This window comes from Mycobacterium vicinigordonae (assembly GCF_013466425.1).
In the GTDB taxonomy this organism is placed as follows: domain Bacteria; phylum Actinomycetota; class Actinomycetes; order Mycobacteriales; family Mycobacteriaceae; genus Mycobacterium; species Mycobacterium vicinigordonae.
In genome coordinates this window covers 3,224,926-3,242,379 of the sequence record NZ_CP059165.1, presented here as the reverse complement: position 1 = coordinate 3,242,379, position 17,454 = coordinate 3,224,926, and the positions used below count along the sequence as shown (strand labels likewise).

The following is a 17,454-nucleotide window of genomic DNA, read 5'->3' as shown; positions in this document are numbered from 1 at the left end:
CCTAGGCTCGCGTGCGTCATGGGCTCAATCCTGGAGCGGTGGGAGCACGAAGATCATCGCGGCGGCCGGATCGGACTCGGCGACAACGCCCCCCAGTGAACGGGCGACGGCGGCACCGCCGGTGTTGGCGCCGCCGACGGTGGCTCCGAGGGCGCGTCCGGCCAACCCCGACAGCGCCATCTGGCTGAACACACCGGCCTCACCGGCCGATGCGGCTGCAGGAGCCGTGGCCAGATTCGTCGACAGGCTCGCGGCGACCATTCTGATCTCCGGGGCGGTGGTCGTCCAAGTCTGGGGCACCGACAGCCCGCTCACCATTGCCGCGCGGCCCATTGACGCGGATGTTCCGACAGCACTGGCGGCGCTTGCATGGGGCGTGAGGGCCTGCGCAATCGGCGCCAACGCGCCGGAGATGGGTTGGGCGGGGGTCATAAAAGACTGCAGTCCCTGCCCGTTCTGGGCGTAGGCGTAGAGCTGTCCGAACGACAGGAACGGCCCACCGGGAATCGAGGTCAACCCCTGCAGCGAGAAGGGACCGGTGAGCACACTCATCATCGAGTTCCAATTCGCCACGTCGGCAGCCAGCGCGGGCGGCAACGACGCCGCGGCCAGCTGGGGCAGGGCGAGTTCGGACAATACCGATGTCGTCCCCGTCGTCGGTGCTCCCTGAAGCGTTGTGACCATACTCTGCAACGTATTCGGGATCGAAGTGACCAGTTGGGTCAGCTGGCTGCCGATGTCGGCCGTGGATTGGCTACCGACGCCCTGCGCTTGCACCGCTGTACCCGCTTCGCTGGTGGTTTGTGGCGGCTCGGTGAACAACGTCAATTGCGTTGCCATTGCTGATGCTCCGGCGTAGGCGTACATCGCCACGGCATCCTGGGCCCACATCTCGGCGTAGTGGGATTCGGTAGCCGCGATGGCCGCCGTGTTCTGGCCGAGGATGTTGGTGGCGATCAGTGATAACAGCAGGGTCCGATTAGCCGCGATTATCTGCGGTGGAACCGTTGCCACGAACGCGCTTTCGTAGGCTCGCGCGGCAGCCTTGGCTTGTGCGCCTGCTTCGTCGGCGCGGGATGCGGTGGCCGATAGCCACGATACGTAGGGTCCGGCGGCTGCGTTCATCGCCATCGAGCTGGGGCCCTGCCACGTGCCGGATACCAGGCTCTCGATCGTGGACATGTAAGCGGCTGCGGTGGAATGCAATTCGGCGCCCAACTCGTGCCATGCCGCGGCGGCGGCCAGCAATGATCCGGTTCCCGGGCCGCTATACATGCGGCCGGAGTTGATCTCCGGTGGCAGCACTCCAAAATCCATGCCCTTCACCCCTCATCCCCTATGGCTATCTCTGGCCCGCAAGCCGTCGAACCTGCTTGCGCTGCGCAGGTGGATTGGGCCCTCGGGTGCCCTGAATTCGACAACTTCCGGTCACTTCAGTTCATCTGCAGCCGCGCCCGTCGTGTTGGTTGAAAGGCGCTGGGCCGGATCCCGGGCTGCTGCGAGCAATCCTCAGCGCGGGTTATTTTCGATCAGTTCCCGCTAAGTAATCGAAAAGTAAACAAGAAATGTCTGAGCATTTGGAAACGTGTGACATTTCTTGCGTCCGGTTCCCGTTAAATCGACAGGTGGCGCTGGTCATCGCGGCCCAACCAAACGTGGCTGCAGGAAATGTTTATTCTATTTCAGAATGACAAAAATGAAGAATAAGCTGACACGAGCACGGTTCTACCGCAGAAAAAAGAAAGTGTTGTGTCATGATGTCCCTTCTCGATTTAGGGACAACGTACGCAATCTGTGCCAACCGGACCGTCATACCCGCTGCCGATGACTGTGCTCGCTGTGCGGACTCGCGGTGAGACCTTCGCTGCGCCCCTGGTCAGGGCGCCAAGGAGGGGCAGCAAGTCATATATGCACAGGTTAGGAGCTTCCACAGGATGCGGTCGGGAAACCGGCTATCCGGCCTGTGGGAGGCATGACCGTCGGCCTGTGCCGGCAGGATCAGGGTGCGCGAAAGCGGGCGTCAGTTCGACTTCTTCTCCGCTACCGCGGCGCTGAGTCCCTCGGCAAGATCGTCGCGAGTCAATTCGCGGAACCGACGTAGCTGCGTCTCACTGAATTCGTTGAAGTCACTGTTCAGCACGGCGTCCAAGTCCTCGTCGTCGAGGCGGAAACTGCGGTGATCGCGGGCCTTCTCCACCACGTTGCGCACAAAGCCGGCATTACCGAGCATGTCGATGCCGCGGATTAGGTCCCCGTCTTCGGAGTAGGTCTCGTCGAGGTAGAACTTGGTGTACGACGGCAGCAGGATGGCCGCTTCTTCGTCGGTGATGACGTCCTCGTTCTCCTTACCCATCAACTGAGTGAGCGCGATTAACTCGTCCGGGGTGTAACTGAAGAACTCGATCACCGTCGAAAAGCGCCGCCGCAGACCCTGATTCACCTCGAGCATCTTTTCCATTGCCTTGGCGTAGCCGGCTCCGAAGACCACCAGCTCGTCGCGATGGTTCTCCATGTACAACAGCAGCGTGTTGATGATCGCGTTGCCGTAGGGGTCGCCTTGCGAGTAGCCCTTTTCGTGCAGGGTGTGCATCTCGTCGAAGAAGACCGCCCCGCCCAATGCCCCTTCGAGCATCTCTTCGGTGTTCTTCTCGGCATCAGCCATGTAGCGCCCCAGCAGCTTGGTGCGGCTCGTCTCCACCACCACGGGTTTACGCAGCACGGTCAACCCGCACAACTGCTTGCTGAACGCGCGCGCCACCGACGTCTTGCCGGTTCCGGGCGGTCCCAGTAGCAACGTGTGCCGCGACGTAACCGGAACCGGGAGGCCCATCTTGGCCCGCGCCAGGTTCACCTTGGTCGTCGACTTGATGAGCTTGATTTCCTTCTTGGCCTGCGCCATACCGAGCATCGCGTTGAGCTCGGCGTCGCCCTCGGCCAGGTACTTCGCCGCCTCCTCGGCGTGGCGGGCCGCCTCGGCTTGGGCGCGCGACGGGGCACTGTCCGGGTCCCACGGATCCGTGCGGGCTTCGATCGTCTCCGGGTCGGTAAGCACCAGGCGGAAGTTCGGGTTATCCAGCGCTTCGCGTGCCGGGGTGAACTTTGCGTCGCGGGAGTACACGCGACGCAGCAGCTCGACCGCCTCGTCCTCCCGGCCGACATGCCGCAAACACATGCCCTGGGTGTAGAGCGCGATGTTGGCCGCCCCCGGCACCCGGTCCCCCTCGATCGCGTCCTGACCCCGGCGGAATGCTTCCTCGAAGACACCGAGCGAAGCCAGCGCCGTGGTGGCCATCGCAGCCCCGGCGGCCTTCAACTCGGGGTGTCGCCACTGGGTGGCCTCCGGGAATTGCACCAGCACGTCCGGCCATCGTTTGGTGCGGAAATACAGCACGCCCCGCACGTAACTCACCAGCTCGGTATCGAAGGGGTGCCGGGGTTCGGTGGCGTCGAGCAGGTTTGCGGCTTCCTTGTAACGCTTGTTCTCGGCCAGCACTGCCGCGTAGGCGCAAGCCAGTGAGTCCACGCTGGTGACAGCCAGGCGCAGGAACAGCCCGTCGGAGACCTCGGGGCGGAATTGCAGGTCGGTGACGCCGAGGCGCCGGGTCTCCCAACCGAAGGTCCTTACCGCCGCCCAGGCGCCGGCGAGCACGTCGAGGCTTTGGTCACCCGAGAGGATCCGCGCCAGCCAGGCATCGCACATCCCGGGATCCAGCGTGGTGGCGGTGGTGAACATCTGCGTCGCGACTTGCGGATTGTGGCTGGGCTGCAGCCCATTGACCGAGATCCCCGATGCCAACAAGCCTGCAACCATTGCGTTTCTGGCATCTTCGGCAGCTGACTGCGCGCGGGTCATTGTACTGCTGAGCTGGAGACGTGCTCCGCCTCGCGACCCACCGGCAGTTCCAGCTCGTCGTGGTCTCGCAGTTCGCGGCTCGGCACAACCAATTGCGGCTTGGTGGATGGTGCCGGCAGGCTGGCCCGCACCGCGGCCAGTTGGCGCCCGGTGAGCCGGTTCAATCCCGCCGTTAGACTTCGGCTCAGTCGAGCCTCGCTGTGATAGCGCACCCACGCCGACAACTGGGGCCGGCCCGCATGTGTATTCAGTCGCACGGTGACCACCGTAGCGCCAACTTCCGGCGCCTCGGAGAGCCACAGGTCATGCATCGTTTCGGAGTCAAGGTCCGACGGGGTGACCCAGAAGCTGGTCACGTAGCCGTTGAAGTGCTTCAGGTGCCGCCAGCCTGGCCGGCTCCAGGTCGGTTCGAGGTCGGCCAGCACCGCGCTGTCGACCTCGGCCAGCTCGTCGGCCGTCAAGGGCCGCGCCGCACAACTCTGTCCATCCAGATCCTGCACCAGCCGCTCGGTGGCCGCGACCAGCGTCGCCGCCAAGGAATCGCGGCACACCACCGCAGCGACGTTGCGTTGCGGGTTCATCCGCAATACCAACCAGGTACGGCGGCGGTCTGCGCCCGGGCGGTCGCCCGCTCCATCGCTCGACCCCCAGCCCTCCGGGCCCCACTGCTGCAGCGACGCCGACGCGCGGGCAGCTTCCGCTCCCCCGCGTACCTCGACGGAGACGATATCGATGCTGTCTAGGTGAATGTCGAACTGCCGCAACCCGTTCGCAACCGCCGCCACCGGCAGGATCGGCGCCGAACCGGCGTTGCGGTGCCGATGCCGGCCCGGGTGCTCACCATCCCCGCCGTCGACCTCGACGACGGCCACCAGTTGACCTCGATACTCCCGCACCCCGACTGTGTCGCGCCCGAATCGGCGTTTGAAATCTGTCGCCGGTGTGCATCCGGCGCCCAGCGCGGTACCCGGGTCCGCGGACCAGTCCCACAGCCAGGCCGTCAATCCCGAGGTCACGGTGATGCCGCGGTAGGTGACGGTCGACAGCAGCGTTATCAGGACCGCGACGCCGACACCGACCCACCACGCCACCCGGTTCTCGCCCTGCCATGACGAGGGCGCATGGCTAGCGAGGACCAGGATCAGCACGTCGACCAGAAACACCGCGGTCAGGCGCGGCCAGGTCAACGACAACCCGAACTTACGCTGAGCCTTCATCGTTGTTTCCGCGATCGCCGCATCAATGACGCTGTACCGAACACTGCTCCGCCTATCAGTAATGCCGCGGCCAGACCCCCGGTGGCTATCCACACCGGCACCATGTTGCGCGGAGCGGGAGCCTTCGGCAGCTGCAGCGGTGCCGAGAGTTGTTTGGGTGCCTGGGGCGGCCCCGCAGGGACATCCCACGTCAACGCCGCCACCGGGTCGACGACACCGTATCCGACCTGGTTGTCTACTCCACGGGCGGGCGGCCTGGCCGTGTGGATCAGCCGCTGCATGACCTGATAGGCCGACAGTTCGGGGAACTTGGCGCGCACCAGCGCGGCCACGCCCGAAACGATTGCCGTGGCAAAACTGGTGCCCGCCGGCGTAAGTAGCGAGTTGTCAGGCCCGTCAAGGGCGTTGATCAGACCGTCGTCGCGATTCGAGAAACCCATGACATCGGTCCCCGGCGCCGCGATCGACACCCACGGCCCGGCAATACTCATCTGGGTCAGCGGTTGACCGTTCAAATCGACGGCGCCGACAGTGAGAACGTTGTCGCTGAACCACGATGGCGTCACCACCGTGGTCACGGCGCTCCAGTTGCGGGGGTCCTTCGGCGACAAAGGATTGAAGGTGGGGTTCTGCTTGCAGTCCTTCTTGCTGCTGTCACCGGCAGCGGCGACGATCAGCGCGTTCTTGTCGACCGCGGCATAGCGCACGGCGGCCCCCAGGACCCGCTGATCGATCGGGTTGCGGGCGCTGATGCAGGTCACGTCGGAGATGTTGATCACCGACGCACCCATGTTGGCAGCATGCACGATAGCGCGCGCCATCGTCTGAATATTGTCGATCTTCGCCGCAGTCTGCGGATCTTCCTCCCCGGTGTAGGCGTCCTTGAGGGTGAATGCCGAACTGGACTGACGGATGGAGATCAGGTCGACACCGGGCGCGACTCCGCTAAAGGCGTCGGGTGGCGCCGCGGCCGGTCCGGGTAATAAGGCCGGTGCCGGACTCGGCGATGACTGGGTCGGTGACGGACTCGACGCGGTGGTCGTAGGTGTCGTCGTCGTACTTGTTGTTGTCGTAGTTGTTGTTGTCGTGGTTGTTGTTGTCGCCGGGTCCAGCGGAAGGGGATTGTTGGCGCCCACCCCAACACCGGAAATTCGCCGGCCACCGGCGTAGCCGGGGATGGTGACGGTGCCGCCGCCACGGTTCGCCGACGGAGCCTGACCGGGTCCCGGTCCCGGCGCCGCCCCGGGCGGGGCACCCTCCGACGACGGCGGTGGTGCCGGGATCACGGTGATGGTGGGGCCCGGAACCGGGGAGAGCGTCACGGTCTGCGGTGGTGGCGGCTTCTCTTGGGTCGGGACCGGGATCGGTCGGCGCGGTGCTGCCGGCGGAGCGACCGCACCGTCGGCGGGTGCTCCGGCGATCATGGACGCCACCAGGGTGCCGTGCGCGTCACAGTCCGATAGCCCGTCGCCGGCCATGACGTAGTCGCCGCCCGGGGCAAGCCGCGGCAGCCTGGGGTGCGGAGTCACACCGGTGTCGATGACCGCAACCTTGACTCCTTCACCGCGGCCAAAGCGCCATGCCTCGCTGAGGCTCAGCATCTCCATGTACTTCGGCGGGATCTTGAAGTCAGTGCCGGGCAGAACCCCCACCTCGGTGCAGTAGGAGTTTTGCTTCATCGGCGCGATCGGTCCGGGCGGCGTGTCCGGAGGAATCGCGCCCGGGTCGAACGGCGGCGGCGTGATGGCGTAGGCCGGCGGCAACCCGGCGAGTGCCCCACCTGCGAGGACTATCGCAGCGAGGGCCGCGCTGGCTGCGCGGCCCCGCCACGATCGACCCCTACCGGTACCGAATGGCTGCATAGACGTTCATCAACCACAAGGCCAGCGGGAAGATAGGGATGAGGCATAAGTACTCGATCCATTCCACGAACTTGCGGAACAGCGGGCTGTAGATGGTGTTGGGCACCACTGCCGCAGCCGTGAGTCCCGCGGTGGGAAGCGCGACCAGGACTGCGGCGGCGATCGACACCGACAGGGGCGAGGACAACACCAGCGCGTAGCGCACCGCGACGGCCGCGATGATGATCACCCCGGTCGCGGCAAGGGTGATGGCCTGCCAGCGGTCGACGTACGAGCGGCCGCGCAGCAGCAGGAACCCGGCGCTGAAGCCCGCCAGGAGCAGCGGCAGCCACCGCTCGTGGGTGTGCGGGTTGCACAGAGCGCTCAGGCACACGACCATCAGGACGCCTAGCCCCACCAGCAGACCGCTCAGGAACGAACGTGCCCGCTCGGCCTGCAGCAACACGTCGCGGACCGATGCCGGACCTTCCAGGGTCGGCGGGCCGCCCTCCGAGCGCACCACCGTCGTAGGCAGATCGGGCCGTGCCTCGAACACCCAGCGGCTGGTCGCCGACGGGAACACCGGCAGCCGGATCCCGGCCAGTCGGCGGGCCAGCGCCGGCGCGGCGTGGTACAGCAGGACACTGGCCAGCACCAGGCAGGACAGCAGGGTTACTGCGCTGGTGGCCGCGACCATCCGGGACAGGCTGGCGAGTGTGGCCAGCCCGCTGACCACGACGATCGCGGTGTAGATCGCCAAACGGCGGCCGGTAAAGCGCAGCGCCAAAGCCGCGGCGACTGCCAGGACGCCAAAGCCCAGCACGGCATTGGGCGAACCAACCGGTCCGGGCGGCGCAGCAGCGGCGGCGACGGTAAGTGGCACCAACCCGCTCATCAGCAGAATGTCGGCAACGCGACGGTCCGCGTCGGTCTTGGCGCGGACCATCAGCAGCACCGAGACGGTGAGCACCACCACGGCGACGATCGCGGTGAAGATCGTGGTCAGCCAGGTGTTGTGGTGCCACCGCCACCACCCCAGCACGCCGGACGACAGGACCACCCCGGTGGCCACCATCGACGCGCCGACCTGAACAGCAACGATCGGGTCGATCGCGGCGAAACGCTTGCTCAGGTTCGCCGACACCGCCGTCGAGATGTGCTCGATGACCTGTGACCGGTGCTCGGTGTCCGGGATGAACCGGATCCACAGCCGGTCACCATCGAAAACGTCTTGCTCCGTCAGCGACTGCGTGGCGCGTAGCGGGGTGCCATCGACCATGCACAGCGCCCAGCGGCCGCGCCCGGTCGCTTCCAGCGGCGTCTCCCCCAGTTCGCGGAGTCGACTGTTGATGACTTTGAGCAGCGGGTCGGTCATCACCGAAACCGGTGCGTTGGCATCGAGCAACACACCGATTTGGACACCTTCGCCGGCCATGATTCCGACGACGACGGCTCGGGGCGATGAAACACCCTCGATGTCGGTCTGTGGCGCATCAGCTAGCGCGGTCATCGTCCTACACCCCCTACCCTGCCGGCGTGTGTCGGCGCGATCGCCGGGGCGCCTGTTGCGCCACCGCCCCTGTGGAGCTTTGGCTGGACTGACTCCGATTTCATTTGCCTCGCCTCGCGCGTATGAGTTGTGGTTGACGGCTTACTTTTCAGTTTTGTAACCCGTTGCTGAAAGCAGTATGCCGTCTCGGGTTCCAGCTCGCATTTTATGTTGAAAGTTGTTGTTGTATTGGGTTTTTCGTAACGGCGTTGTTAAACCCTGCTGTGCGATTTCCATTCGCCGTACGGCAAAGTGTCCAAAACCGTCTTCACGCCGACCTGAACCAGCTGCGGGGTAGCCGGACAGATAGCCAGCCACGCCTCGCCAGATCCGGCCGTGCGCGCCTGCTGGTACAAAGCGATGCGTCCGCCGGATCCGTCTTTCAAAGACAACACCGACGCGCTGGGCCCCTTGGCGTCGTCCCGGTACTGGCGCGCGTACACAGCGACCTCGGCCGCGGGGTCTGACAATGCCTGACCCAGCGCGGCCACGGTGGAGGCGCTGATCCCCATGCGTCGCAGATCGCCACCGGAAAATACGTTGAATCCCGATTCCTGCCACGACTTGGTGGCCTCGAGCATTTCCTCCAGGGGCACGTTGACGGCATTGATCGCCGCCGGGTCGGCGTGATGGATCGATTCCAGGCCGTCTAGCACCAGGGCGGCGATCGAGGCGCTGTCGGAGACGACGACGTCGTCGACGGTGATGTCGTTGCCGACCCGGACCGCCGAGACCCAGTGCTGTGCGCGGCGGGCCAGCACGACCCGGAATTCGTTGTCCGGGATATCGCGTGACCCCGGCGGCTGGTTCTCGTCGTCGACGATCCCGTAGAGGAGTTTGCCCCGGGACAGCAGAGCGACGACCTCGAGGTCTGGCGCTGCCAGGACCTTCATCCGGGCAGCGACATGTTCGTTGACCTCGTCGCCCACGACGATGCCCTGCTCGCGCATCACCGCCATGCCCGGGTGTTCGTTGAGCCAGTCGTTGTTGTCGGTCGACACGTAGGGCCGGCACCGCAGTTCGGGCGCAACGTGCCGGATATCCAGCAGCGCCTGAAGCATCCAGAAGCCATCGACGTTGACGGTGATGTCAGTGCGGGTGCTCTGTTGATCCATCCCTACCTCGTGACCCTTCTAGTTCCCCTGTGGCCCTTGATTAGCGACCGTCGTACCTCAGTTGTACTTCCAGTTGACTGCAGGACACGGCAGCACACCGTCCTGCTTTGGTGTGCTGCCGCGCCCGCAGTTTTTAGTTATTTAGGCCCAGCTGGACCCGACGGCGCTGTCGGTCTGCGCCATGTTGCTGCCGGCGGACTGCACCTTCTGGCCGTGAGCGTTGGCCTGCTCGTAGATCACCTGGAAGTTGCGACCCAACTGGGTGATGAACTCTTGGCAAGCCACCGAACCGGCGCCGCCCCAGAAGTCACCGGCAGCCAGCACATCGCGAACGATGGCCTGGTGCTCGGCCTCCAAGTTGGCGGCCTGCGCGCGGATGAGCGCACCGTGGGCGTCGACATCGCCGAACTGGTAATTGATGGTCATTCTGTTGATCTCCTAACGATTGAAAGAGTACGCAGCCAGGACGTGAGTGGCTAGCTGCTGAGGATCTGCTGGGAGGCCTGCTCTTGCTGCTCGTAGTTGTTGGCGTCCCGGATGAGTCCGTCGCGAACGCCGTGCAGCATGTTGACGATGTTGCGGAAGGCCTGGTTCATCTGGGTCATCGTGTCCATCGAGGTGGCCTCGGCCAGACCGCTCCAGCCGGCGCCGGAGATGTTCTGCGAGGACGCCATCATCCGGCGAGCTTCGTCCTCGACGGTCTGGGCGTGGGTCTCGAAACGGCCCGCCATGGCCCGCATCGAGTGCGGGTCAGTCATAAAGCGTGTAGCCACTTGTCACTCCTTGAATAGTCAGTGTTAGTAGATCTTGAATAGTCAGTGTTAGTAGATGTTGACAACGCGATGGCCGATCAGCGCCACACGGATGTAACCGCCGACCGGGAAAATTACGGAGAACCCCCTCTTCCGTCAGCCGGCGGCCACCGGGCTGCGTCACGGCCGGAAAGGTGTCGAACTCGAACCGCATTGTTCGGGTTGACTGCGGATGCAGGTGATTCGCAGCGAAGGCCTCCGGCCAGGCCGCTCGACTGCGAGATCACCGCCTGACGGAACGGGGCTGCGGAACTCACGTCCGCCGCTGACCCGTTCCGAAACATCTAGGGCAGATCGGTCAGCCGGCTGCGGCTGCGTTGGCGGCCTCGGTGGCCGCGTACGAACCCGAACTGGTGGTCAGGGTGTTTACGAACATCTCGTGAATCGCCGCCGCTTGGGCACTGACGGCCTGGTACATCTGCGCGTGTGCCGCGAACTGTGCCGCGGTGAGCGCCGACACCTCGTCAGCGGCCGCGGGAACCACTCCGGTGGTGGGTGCCGCGGCGGCGGCGTTTTGAGCGCTCATGGTTGTGCCGATTCCCTGCAGGTTTCCGGCCGCAGCCGCCAGCGCTTCTGGCTGTGTGGTCACGAACGACATGCTGTTTCCTCCCTAAAATTCATCCCAGCACCGCTCTCTGCACGAGAGTAGATGACCGCACGGCGCCAGGTCGCCTCCAACGCTGCCTAGTTGGGATTTGTTCACTCGACGGCAATACGGGATCGCCGGCTGTAACGACACAGTAACAGCGCCTGACCACCTTCGGTGTTAATCAAGCGCGGCACAATCCGCGGTGTACCCGGTGATGCTGGCGGTGCCGTCTTGGAAGATCGATTGACATGCTGTTTTCCCAGGTCGGACGGATCGGCGCGGGAAAGAATCGCGCTGCTGAGAAGTCGCTTCAGGACGAGCCCAATTTCTCCTTGTGGCGCGGGCAGTATGCGTCGATGCTGGCGCCGACGAAAAATCCGGAATGGTAGGCGGGCATGCTGCTGCTGTTCAGCACGTCGGTGGCTACTTCGCTGGGTGACAACCCGTTGTCGAGTTTCACGCACACGAAGTGCCCGGCTTCGATCGCATGTGCGTTGGACTCATGGTCGGCAATGCCTTCGGACCGCAGCTGTGCGAGAAATCGGTCGTCGACCGTATCGGCGTGCGCAACGGTGACCGCCTGTAGGCCAAAAAATGCCAAGAACATAACGACGACCCAAATCGGACGCAGACGCATTCACAAACTCCCGAACTAGACGACTTACTGACGACAACCCGGCCAAGCGTGTCGTGCGGGTCGTCAACATCGATTTTCGCGGTTGGTAAGCCGCAGTTCCAGCGGGGCGCGCAGGTGTACACACGCTGTTTACCCGCCGTCCACTTCGCGGCCGGATTACGCCGCCCAGGCGGCGTCGAAGCCTGGCCGGGCCCGTTGGTGTGCCCGAGATTTTCGTTCATCCTCGAGCCTCCGTGATGTCATCACGCGTTAATTTCCGGTGCACCGGAGTTGAAATAGGGTTCAAGCCGGCTGGCCGATATCCGAACCGCAATGTCCATCTGTGCCGATCTATTCGGCCAGTCGACCGGACCCGAGGAATTGAATTGAACGCGAAGATTTTTTGTGCCTGGGTGGCTGTGATCCTGTCACCGGTGGTGATCTGCGGCTGCGGAAATGACCGCAAGGCGAGTGCACCGAGTGCATCGAGCAGCGCGCCCGCGGTGGGCGTCAACTGCGGCGGCTCCAAGGCGCTCAAAGCCAGCGGTTCCACGGCCCAAGTCAACGCGATGAATCGATTCGTCAAGGCCTATGAGCACGCGTGCAGCGACAAGACGCTGAACTACACGGCTAACGGTTCGGGCGCTGGTATTCGCGAGTTCATCGCCGGTCAGAGCGATTTCGCCGGGTCCGACTCGCCGCTGTCCCCGGACGAATACGCCTCGGCGCGGCAACGCTGCGGCTCAGATGCGTGGAATCTGCCGGCAGTGTTCGGGCCGGTGGCGATCACCTACAACGTCAGCGGCCTCACGTCGTTGACGCTGGATGGTCCAACAGCGGCCAAGATCTTCAACGGCACCATCAGCCAGTGGGACGACGCTGCTATCGCGGCATTGAACCCGGGCGTCACGCTTCCGGCACAGCGAATACGTGTGGTGTTCCGCAGCGACGAATCGGGTACGTCCGACAACTTCCAGCGCTACCTCGACACGGCCTCGGACGGCGCCTGGGGCAAGGGTGCGGGCAAGACGTTTCTGGGCGGTGTCGGCGAGGGCGCAACAGGCAACGACGGTACCGCGTCGGCCGTGCAACACACCGACGGTGCGATCAGCTATACCGTGTGGTCATTCGCCCAGTCGTATGCGCTCCACATGGCCAAGATCATCACGTCGGCCGGCCCTAACCCGGTGACGATCAGTGCGGACTCGGTGGCGAAGACCATTGCAGCGGCCGGAATCGTCAACCAGAACAACGACCTGGTGCTGGACACGATCTCGTTCTACCGGCCGAGCCAGCCCGATTCCTATCCCATCGTGCTGGCGACCTACGAGATAGTTTGCTCGAAGTATCCTGACCCAATGGTCGGCACAGCGGTGAAAGCCTTCCTGCAGAGCACAATTGGGGACGGCCAGAATGGTTTGGTCGACAACGGGTACGTTCCTATTCCGGACGCGTTCAAGCAGCGACTGGCCGCCGCGGTGGATGCCATCTCGTAATCCTGAACGCCCGGTGGTGGTTTCACTGCATCGGGTCAGGTAGAAGAGTCTCATGGAAGATCGGCCGGGGCGTTCGTTCGATCCTGCGTCGCTGCGCTCCGCAATGACGCGACGGTTACATCGTCGGTCGGTTGCCGCCGGCCAGATCAGCGTGCCAGCGGTTCCAGCGTTGATCGACGAGTACATCGACATGTGCAAGAACATCTTCGCCAGCGTCGGCGCTCAGCAGACGGACGAAGAAGCCGCGCAACTGAGGACGATGTTGGAGACCGAGTTGGACCGCGCCTTCAGCGCTTCTCAGCGCTCCAACATCGTCATCTCCTACCACGCCCCCTTCGGCATCGGGATGAACTACCGTGTGAAAGCTGAATGGCTCACGGTCGCAGGCGATTACGACACATGGGTTGGCGCGCGCGAGGGCCCGCTGTTCGGGGCTGAGGCCGATGCACGGGTCTGGGCGCTGGCTTGTGAGGCGGCCGATCCGGCGGCTTTCCGGGTGCTCGACGTGGGGGCCGGAACCGGCCGTAATGCGCTCGCGCTGGCTCGGCGCGGCCACCCGGTGGATGCAGTGGAGATGACCCCGAAGTTTGCCGAGATCATTCGCTCCGAGGCCGAGCGGGCGGTGTTGGATGTGCGCGTCATCGAAAGCGACGCCTTCGACACCATGGACGGTGTCCGCACCGACTATCAACTGATCGTGGTCTCCGAAGTGGTGCCAGAGTTCCGTACCCCCCATGAGTTGCGGGGTGTTCTCGAACTGGCCGCCGATTGCCTGGCAACCGGCGGGCATCTGGTTTTCAATGCATTTCTGCCACGGCCGGGATATGTCCCTGACGATGCCGCCGTTCAGCTCGGACAACAATGCAACACAATGATTTTCACCCGGGACGAGATGACCAGCGCGGTGACCGGGCTACCGCTGGAAATGGTGTCCGACGATTCCGCCTGCGAATACGAAAAAAGCCACCTCCCGCAAGGCGCCTGGCCCCCCACCGACTGGTTCCCGGGTTGGGCCAACGGTCTGGACCTTTTCGACGTCTCCCCGCAAGAATCCCCGATCGAGTTGCGTTGGCTCGTCTACCGCAAGACCCGCTAGTTCGGGGTCAGTTCTTCGCCTCTTCCGGCTCGAACTGCGGGCAATAGACTTCGATAGCGGCGCCGACGAAGTAGCCGGAGTGATAGGCCGGCATGGAACTGCTGTTCAGCACATCGCTGGCCACCTCGGTCGGCGTCATGCCCTGCTCCAGCTTTGTGCAGACCATGTGGGCCGCCTCCACCGCGTGACTGGGCGATATGTGATCGCTGATGCCCTCGCTCTGTAGCAGCTTGATGAACCTGTTGTCGAGCGAATCAGCCGAAGCGGTGGCGGCCGTGACCAACGCACCGAGCACAATGGCTGTCAGGACGAGAGTGCGGGCGGTCATTTTGGCTCCTGTTTCAAGATCGGCTGAAGTGGTTGAGGTTTGGCGTGGGATTAGCCGGCCGACATGGGCCGAGGCATGACCGTCGGTTTGAATCCGTACCGCGGACCCGCGCCCACGCCGCGACCGTTTCCGGCTCCGAATACCGGCATGCCACTAAGTACATTGCCGTTACCGCCGGAGGATGCGCCCGTGACAATGGGTTCGCTGACCATTTGCACGGCCGGCCGCACCGTCGGCGCGGCAGAGGCTCCCGGCCACGAAGCGGGTACGGCTAGGTGGCCGATGTGGGCACCGTTGCCCAGCCCGGCCGCCACCTGGCCGCCGGCACCACCGATGGCCGCGCTGATCGGGGGCGCCGGAACTGCAGCCGCTGCTGCTGGCGCCGCGCTGGTAAGCAGACCTGCCGACTTGGCCATCTGTATACCGGAGTTGCCCATACCAACGCTGAAGTACGGCAGCCCCTCGGTGTTGTAGAAGAAGCTGGCAAAAGGCTGCATGCCGTTCAAGAAGTTGCCCCAGTTTGTCGGCAAAGTCGTCTGCCCGGTCAGCAGGAACCACAACTCGGTGAGGATCGGGTTGCTGGACCCGATCGAGTTGACCAACGAACTCGTGGTCCCTGGGGTGGCGAGCGCTCCGAGCTGAGTGGTGACCTGGTTGAAGACGCTCTGCAGGTTCTGCTGGATCGAAGCTGCCGGCGATGCCTGGGCGGCGGCGACAGCGGTTGCCTGGGTTGCGGTACCGGCGGGGTTCACAATCGTCGGGGCCTCGGTGAATGTTGTGAGCTTGCTGGCGGCCTGCGACGCGGAGGCGTAGTTGAGCATGGTCGCGGAATTCTGCGCCCACATGTCGGCGTATTGGGCTTCCAGCTGGGCGATCACGCCATTGTTCATGCCCAGCAGGTTGGTCTGGACAGCTTGGGCCAGCGCGGCGCGATTGGCTGCTACCAGCGGTGGCGGCACGATCGAGGCGAAGGCCGCCTCGAACGCCGCGGCGACCGCCTGGGACTGCGCGGCGGCGCTCTCGGCTGAACCTGCGGTAGCGGTCAGCCAGGACACATAGGGCTCCGCGGCTTGTGCCATCGTCGCAGACGCCGGCCCCAGCCATTCCTCGCTGGACAGCTGGGCGAGCACTGCCTCGTACCCCCGGGCGGTGGAGGTGAGTTCCGCGGCCAGCGCGTTCCACGCGGATGCCGCCGCCACGAACGACGATGCCCCCGGGCCGGAGTACATCAGCGCCGAACTGACCTCCGGCGGTAGAAGACTGAGATCGCTTGCCATGTGCTGACTCCTAACCGGCCGCGGCGGCATTGGCCGCCTCGGTCGCCGCGTAGGACCCCGAGCTGACGCCCAAGGTGTTGACGAACAATTCGTGCACTGCCTGAGCCTGGGCGCTGACCGCCTGATAAACCTGTGCGTGCGCGGCGAACTGTGCCGCGGTCAACGCCGACACTTCGTCGGCGGCGGCCGGCACGACTCCGGTCGTGGGTGCGGCCGCCGCGGCGTTTTGTGAGCTCATCGCGGCGCCGATCCCCTGCAAGGTGCCGGCGGCGGCCGAGAGCGCTTCTGGTTGTGTCGTCACATAGGACATTCGGTTTCTCCTCAATTAGTTTCTGGCTCTTCACCTTTGGAACAAGCGACTCATCCTGCTGAGGGCGGTCGGGTGACCACGTTGTAGCGAAATCCGTAGCGCACTCCCATGTTTCCCGCGCGTTGCGCGCTGCGCGCGGCGTGCGGGATGCCTGCCCCCGAGTGCATCGCGCTCGCGGGGCTGGCGTGGGTGGAGGTGGCCGCGAAGTTGGCGCTGACCACCTTCGCGCCGGCCCCCTCCACGGTGCCCACGCTGTTGGTCCAACTCACCGGCACCGAGAGCCCACCGATCTTGCCGGATGATGCGATGCTGATGCTCGCCGAGGAGAGGCTGGCGCCGGAGTGAAAGTGCCAGCCGCCGGCGCCCAAGGCGGCGAATTGCGGGGTCGGGTACCAGGCGCCACTCGCACCGGCCGTGGTTCCCAACCCGTTGAACAACTGCTGCTGAATTTGCGTTCCGAAGGCCGCCAAGCCCACGCCGAAATAGAGCTGCAGCGCTCGGACCATCGTGGTGTAGTTGGCGGGGGTTAACCCCAGATAGTTGTTCGCAGGAGTTGGTAAGCCATACATCATGAAATTCTGAATGGTGTTCCAGACGAAGTTCGGTTCGACGGCCGCCGCCGGGGCGGCCGCGAGTTGTTGCAGTGCCTGGGGCACCGCAGCGGTGGAGACGAGTTGGGTGGCTGTGGTCTGCGCCTCCGCCGCTGGGGTCGCGGCAGCGTGGCTGACCGCAGCGGCCTGCGCGGGCACACCGTCGGGTGTCGTCGTATTCGGCGGTGCGACGAACCGCGCCAACTCGGTGGCGATTGCCGACGATGCAGCGTATTCGTACATTGCGGCGGCATCCTGAGCCCACATCTCGATGTAGTGGGCTTCGGTTGTTGCGATTGCCGGGGTGTTCTGTCCGAAGAAGTTGGTCGCTACCAGCGTCATCAGCAGCGCCCGGTTGGCGGCGATCACCGGGGGCGGCACCGTCATGGAAAACGCCGCGTCATATGCGGCCGCGGCGGCGCGGGCCTGAGTCCCGGTCTCCTCTGCCTGAGCAGCCGCCGCGCTGAGCCAGCCGACATACGGCACGACGGCTGCGAGCATCGCCTGCGACGCCGGCCCCAGCCAGGGCGAGCCGGTCAGTTCCGTGATCACCGAGTTGTATCCGGAAGCGGCCGAACTCAATTCCGCCGCCACGCCGTCCCAGGCCGAAGCGGCCGCGATCATCGGAGCGGACCCGGGACCGCTGTAAATCCGTCCCGAGTTGATCTCGGGAGGCAACGCGCCGAAGTCAAACACCAACCCCTCCTCAACCGCCACACGTGTCGGTCTTGGCTGTCCTGTTCTCGCGTTCGTCTGCAGCCACGT

Annotated in this window: 16 protein-coding genes; 2 read left to right on the top strand and 14 right to left on the bottom strand. The window is 64.6% G+C overall.

Translation table 11 applies throughout. The annotated features are described in order from the left end of the window. Window positions 1-24: 24 nt before the first annotated feature. From H0P51_RS14600 to H0P51_RS14555, 10 genes are all read right to left on the bottom strand, one after another. Window positions 25-1,317, bottom strand: a complete 1,293-nt coding sequence (locus tag H0P51_RS14600; RefSeq protein WP_180913540.1) for a PPE family protein — start codon at window positions 1,315-1,317, stop codon at window positions 25-27. Window positions 1,318-2,020: 703 nt separating this feature from the next. After that, window positions 2,021-3,853 (bottom strand): type VII secretion AAA-ATPase EccA, encoded by a 1,833-nt coding sequence (eccA, locus tag H0P51_RS14595; protein WP_180913539.1) that lies wholly within the window; start codon window positions 3,851-3,853, stop codon window positions 2,021-2,023. Further along, complete coding sequence (eccE, locus tag H0P51_RS14590) at window positions 3,850-5,070, bottom strand: type VII secretion protein EccE (protein WP_180913538.1); 1,221 nt, start codon at window positions 5,068-5,070, stop codon at window positions 3,850-3,852. Before eccE ends, eccA begins: the two co-directional genes overlap by 4 nt. Beyond that, window positions 5,067-6,932: a type VII secretion-associated serine protease mycosin gene (gene mycP, locus H0P51_RS14585; RefSeq protein ID WP_180913537.1), complete on the bottom strand. Its 1,866-nt coding sequence runs from the start codon at window positions 6,930-6,932 to the stop codon at window positions 5,067-5,069. Before mycP ends, eccE begins: the two co-directional genes overlap by 4 nt. Continuing rightward, window positions 6,910-8,421, bottom strand: coding sequence for a type VII secretion integral membrane protein EccD (gene eccD / locus H0P51_RS14580; protein WP_180913536.1), 1,512 nt, complete (start codon window positions 8,419-8,421; stop codon window positions 6,910-6,912). The genes mycP and eccD overlap by 23 nt, the downstream gene beginning before the upstream one ends. Window positions 8,422-8,672: 251 nt before the next feature. Next, on the bottom strand, window positions 8,673-9,575 hold the full coding sequence (locus H0P51_RS14575; protein ID WP_180913535.1) for an ESX secretion-associated protein EspG: 903 nt from the start codon (window positions 9,573-9,575) through the stop codon (window positions 8,673-8,675). A gap of 141 nt (window positions 9,576-9,716) precedes the next feature. Next, complete coding sequence (locus H0P51_RS14570) at window positions 9,717-10,001, bottom strand: WXG100 family type VII secretion target (protein ID WP_083111340.1); 285 nt, start codon at window positions 9,999-10,001, stop codon at window positions 9,717-9,719. Between the two features lie 50 nt (window positions 10,002-10,051). After that, window positions 10,052-10,348 carry a WXG100 family type VII secretion target gene (locus H0P51_RS14565; protein ID WP_180913534.1) on the bottom strand — a complete coding sequence of 99 codons (297 nt, stop codon included), beginning with the start codon at window positions 10,346-10,348 and terminating at the stop codon, window positions 10,052-10,054. 337 nt (window positions 10,349-10,685) lie between these two features. Next, on the bottom strand, window positions 10,686-10,985 hold the full coding sequence (locus tag H0P51_RS14560; RefSeq protein WP_036361188.1) for a type VII secretion system ESX-5 target PE19: 300 nt from the start codon (window positions 10,983-10,985) through the stop codon (window positions 10,686-10,688). A 301-nt stretch (window positions 10,986-11,286) separates the two neighbouring features. Beyond that, the gene (locus tag H0P51_RS14555; protein ID WP_246397964.1) at window positions 11,287-11,613 is read right to left on the bottom strand and encodes a DUF732 domain-containing protein; all 327 of its coding nucleotides are present in this window, start codon (window positions 11,611-11,613) and stop codon (window positions 11,287-11,289) included. A gap of 365 nt (window positions 11,614-11,978) precedes the next feature. Between H0P51_RS14555 and pstS the strand changes: the two genes are divergently transcribed. Together pstS and H0P51_RS14545 are read left to right on the top strand one after the other, a co-directional pair. Further along, on the top strand, window positions 11,979-13,088 hold the full coding sequence (gene pstS, locus H0P51_RS14550) for a phosphate ABC transporter substrate-binding protein PstS (RefSeq protein WP_425488860.1): 1,110 nt from the start codon (window positions 11,979-11,981) through the stop codon (window positions 13,086-13,088). A gap of 52 nt (window positions 13,089-13,140) precedes the next feature. Further along, entirely contained in the window at window positions 13,141-14,184 is a 1,044-nt protein-coding gene (locus H0P51_RS14545; RefSeq protein WP_180913532.1) for a class I SAM-dependent methyltransferase, read from the top strand. A gap of 7 nt (window positions 14,185-14,191) precedes the next feature. Here the strand turns inward: H0P51_RS14545 and H0P51_RS14540 are convergent, their stop codons facing one another. Genes H0P51_RS14540 through H0P51_RS14525 form a run of 4 tightly spaced genes read right to left on the bottom strand, consistent with a single transcriptional unit; the run spans window position 14,192 to window position 17,385 of the window. Next, entirely contained in the window at window positions 14,192-14,512 is a 321-nt protein-coding gene (locus H0P51_RS14540) for a DUF732 domain-containing protein (RefSeq protein WP_180913531.1), read from the bottom strand. A 50-nt stretch (window positions 14,513-14,562) separates the two neighbouring features. Continuing rightward, a complete protein-coding gene (locus H0P51_RS14535; RefSeq protein ID WP_180913530.1) occupies window positions 14,563-15,789 on the bottom strand; it encodes a PPE family protein in 1,227 nt (408 codons plus the stop codon). 10 nt (window positions 15,790-15,799) lie between these two features. Next, the gene (locus H0P51_RS14530) at window positions 15,800-16,099 is read right to left on the bottom strand and encodes a PE family protein (protein WP_180913529.1); all 300 of its coding nucleotides are present in this window, start codon (window positions 16,097-16,099) and stop codon (window positions 15,800-15,802) included. A 50-nt stretch (window positions 16,100-16,149) separates the two neighbouring features. Then, complete coding sequence (locus H0P51_RS14525) at window positions 16,150-17,385, bottom strand: PPE family protein (RefSeq protein WP_180913528.1); 1,236 nt, start codon at window positions 17,383-17,385, stop codon at window positions 16,150-16,152. Window positions 17,386-17,454 lie beyond the last annotated feature (69 nt).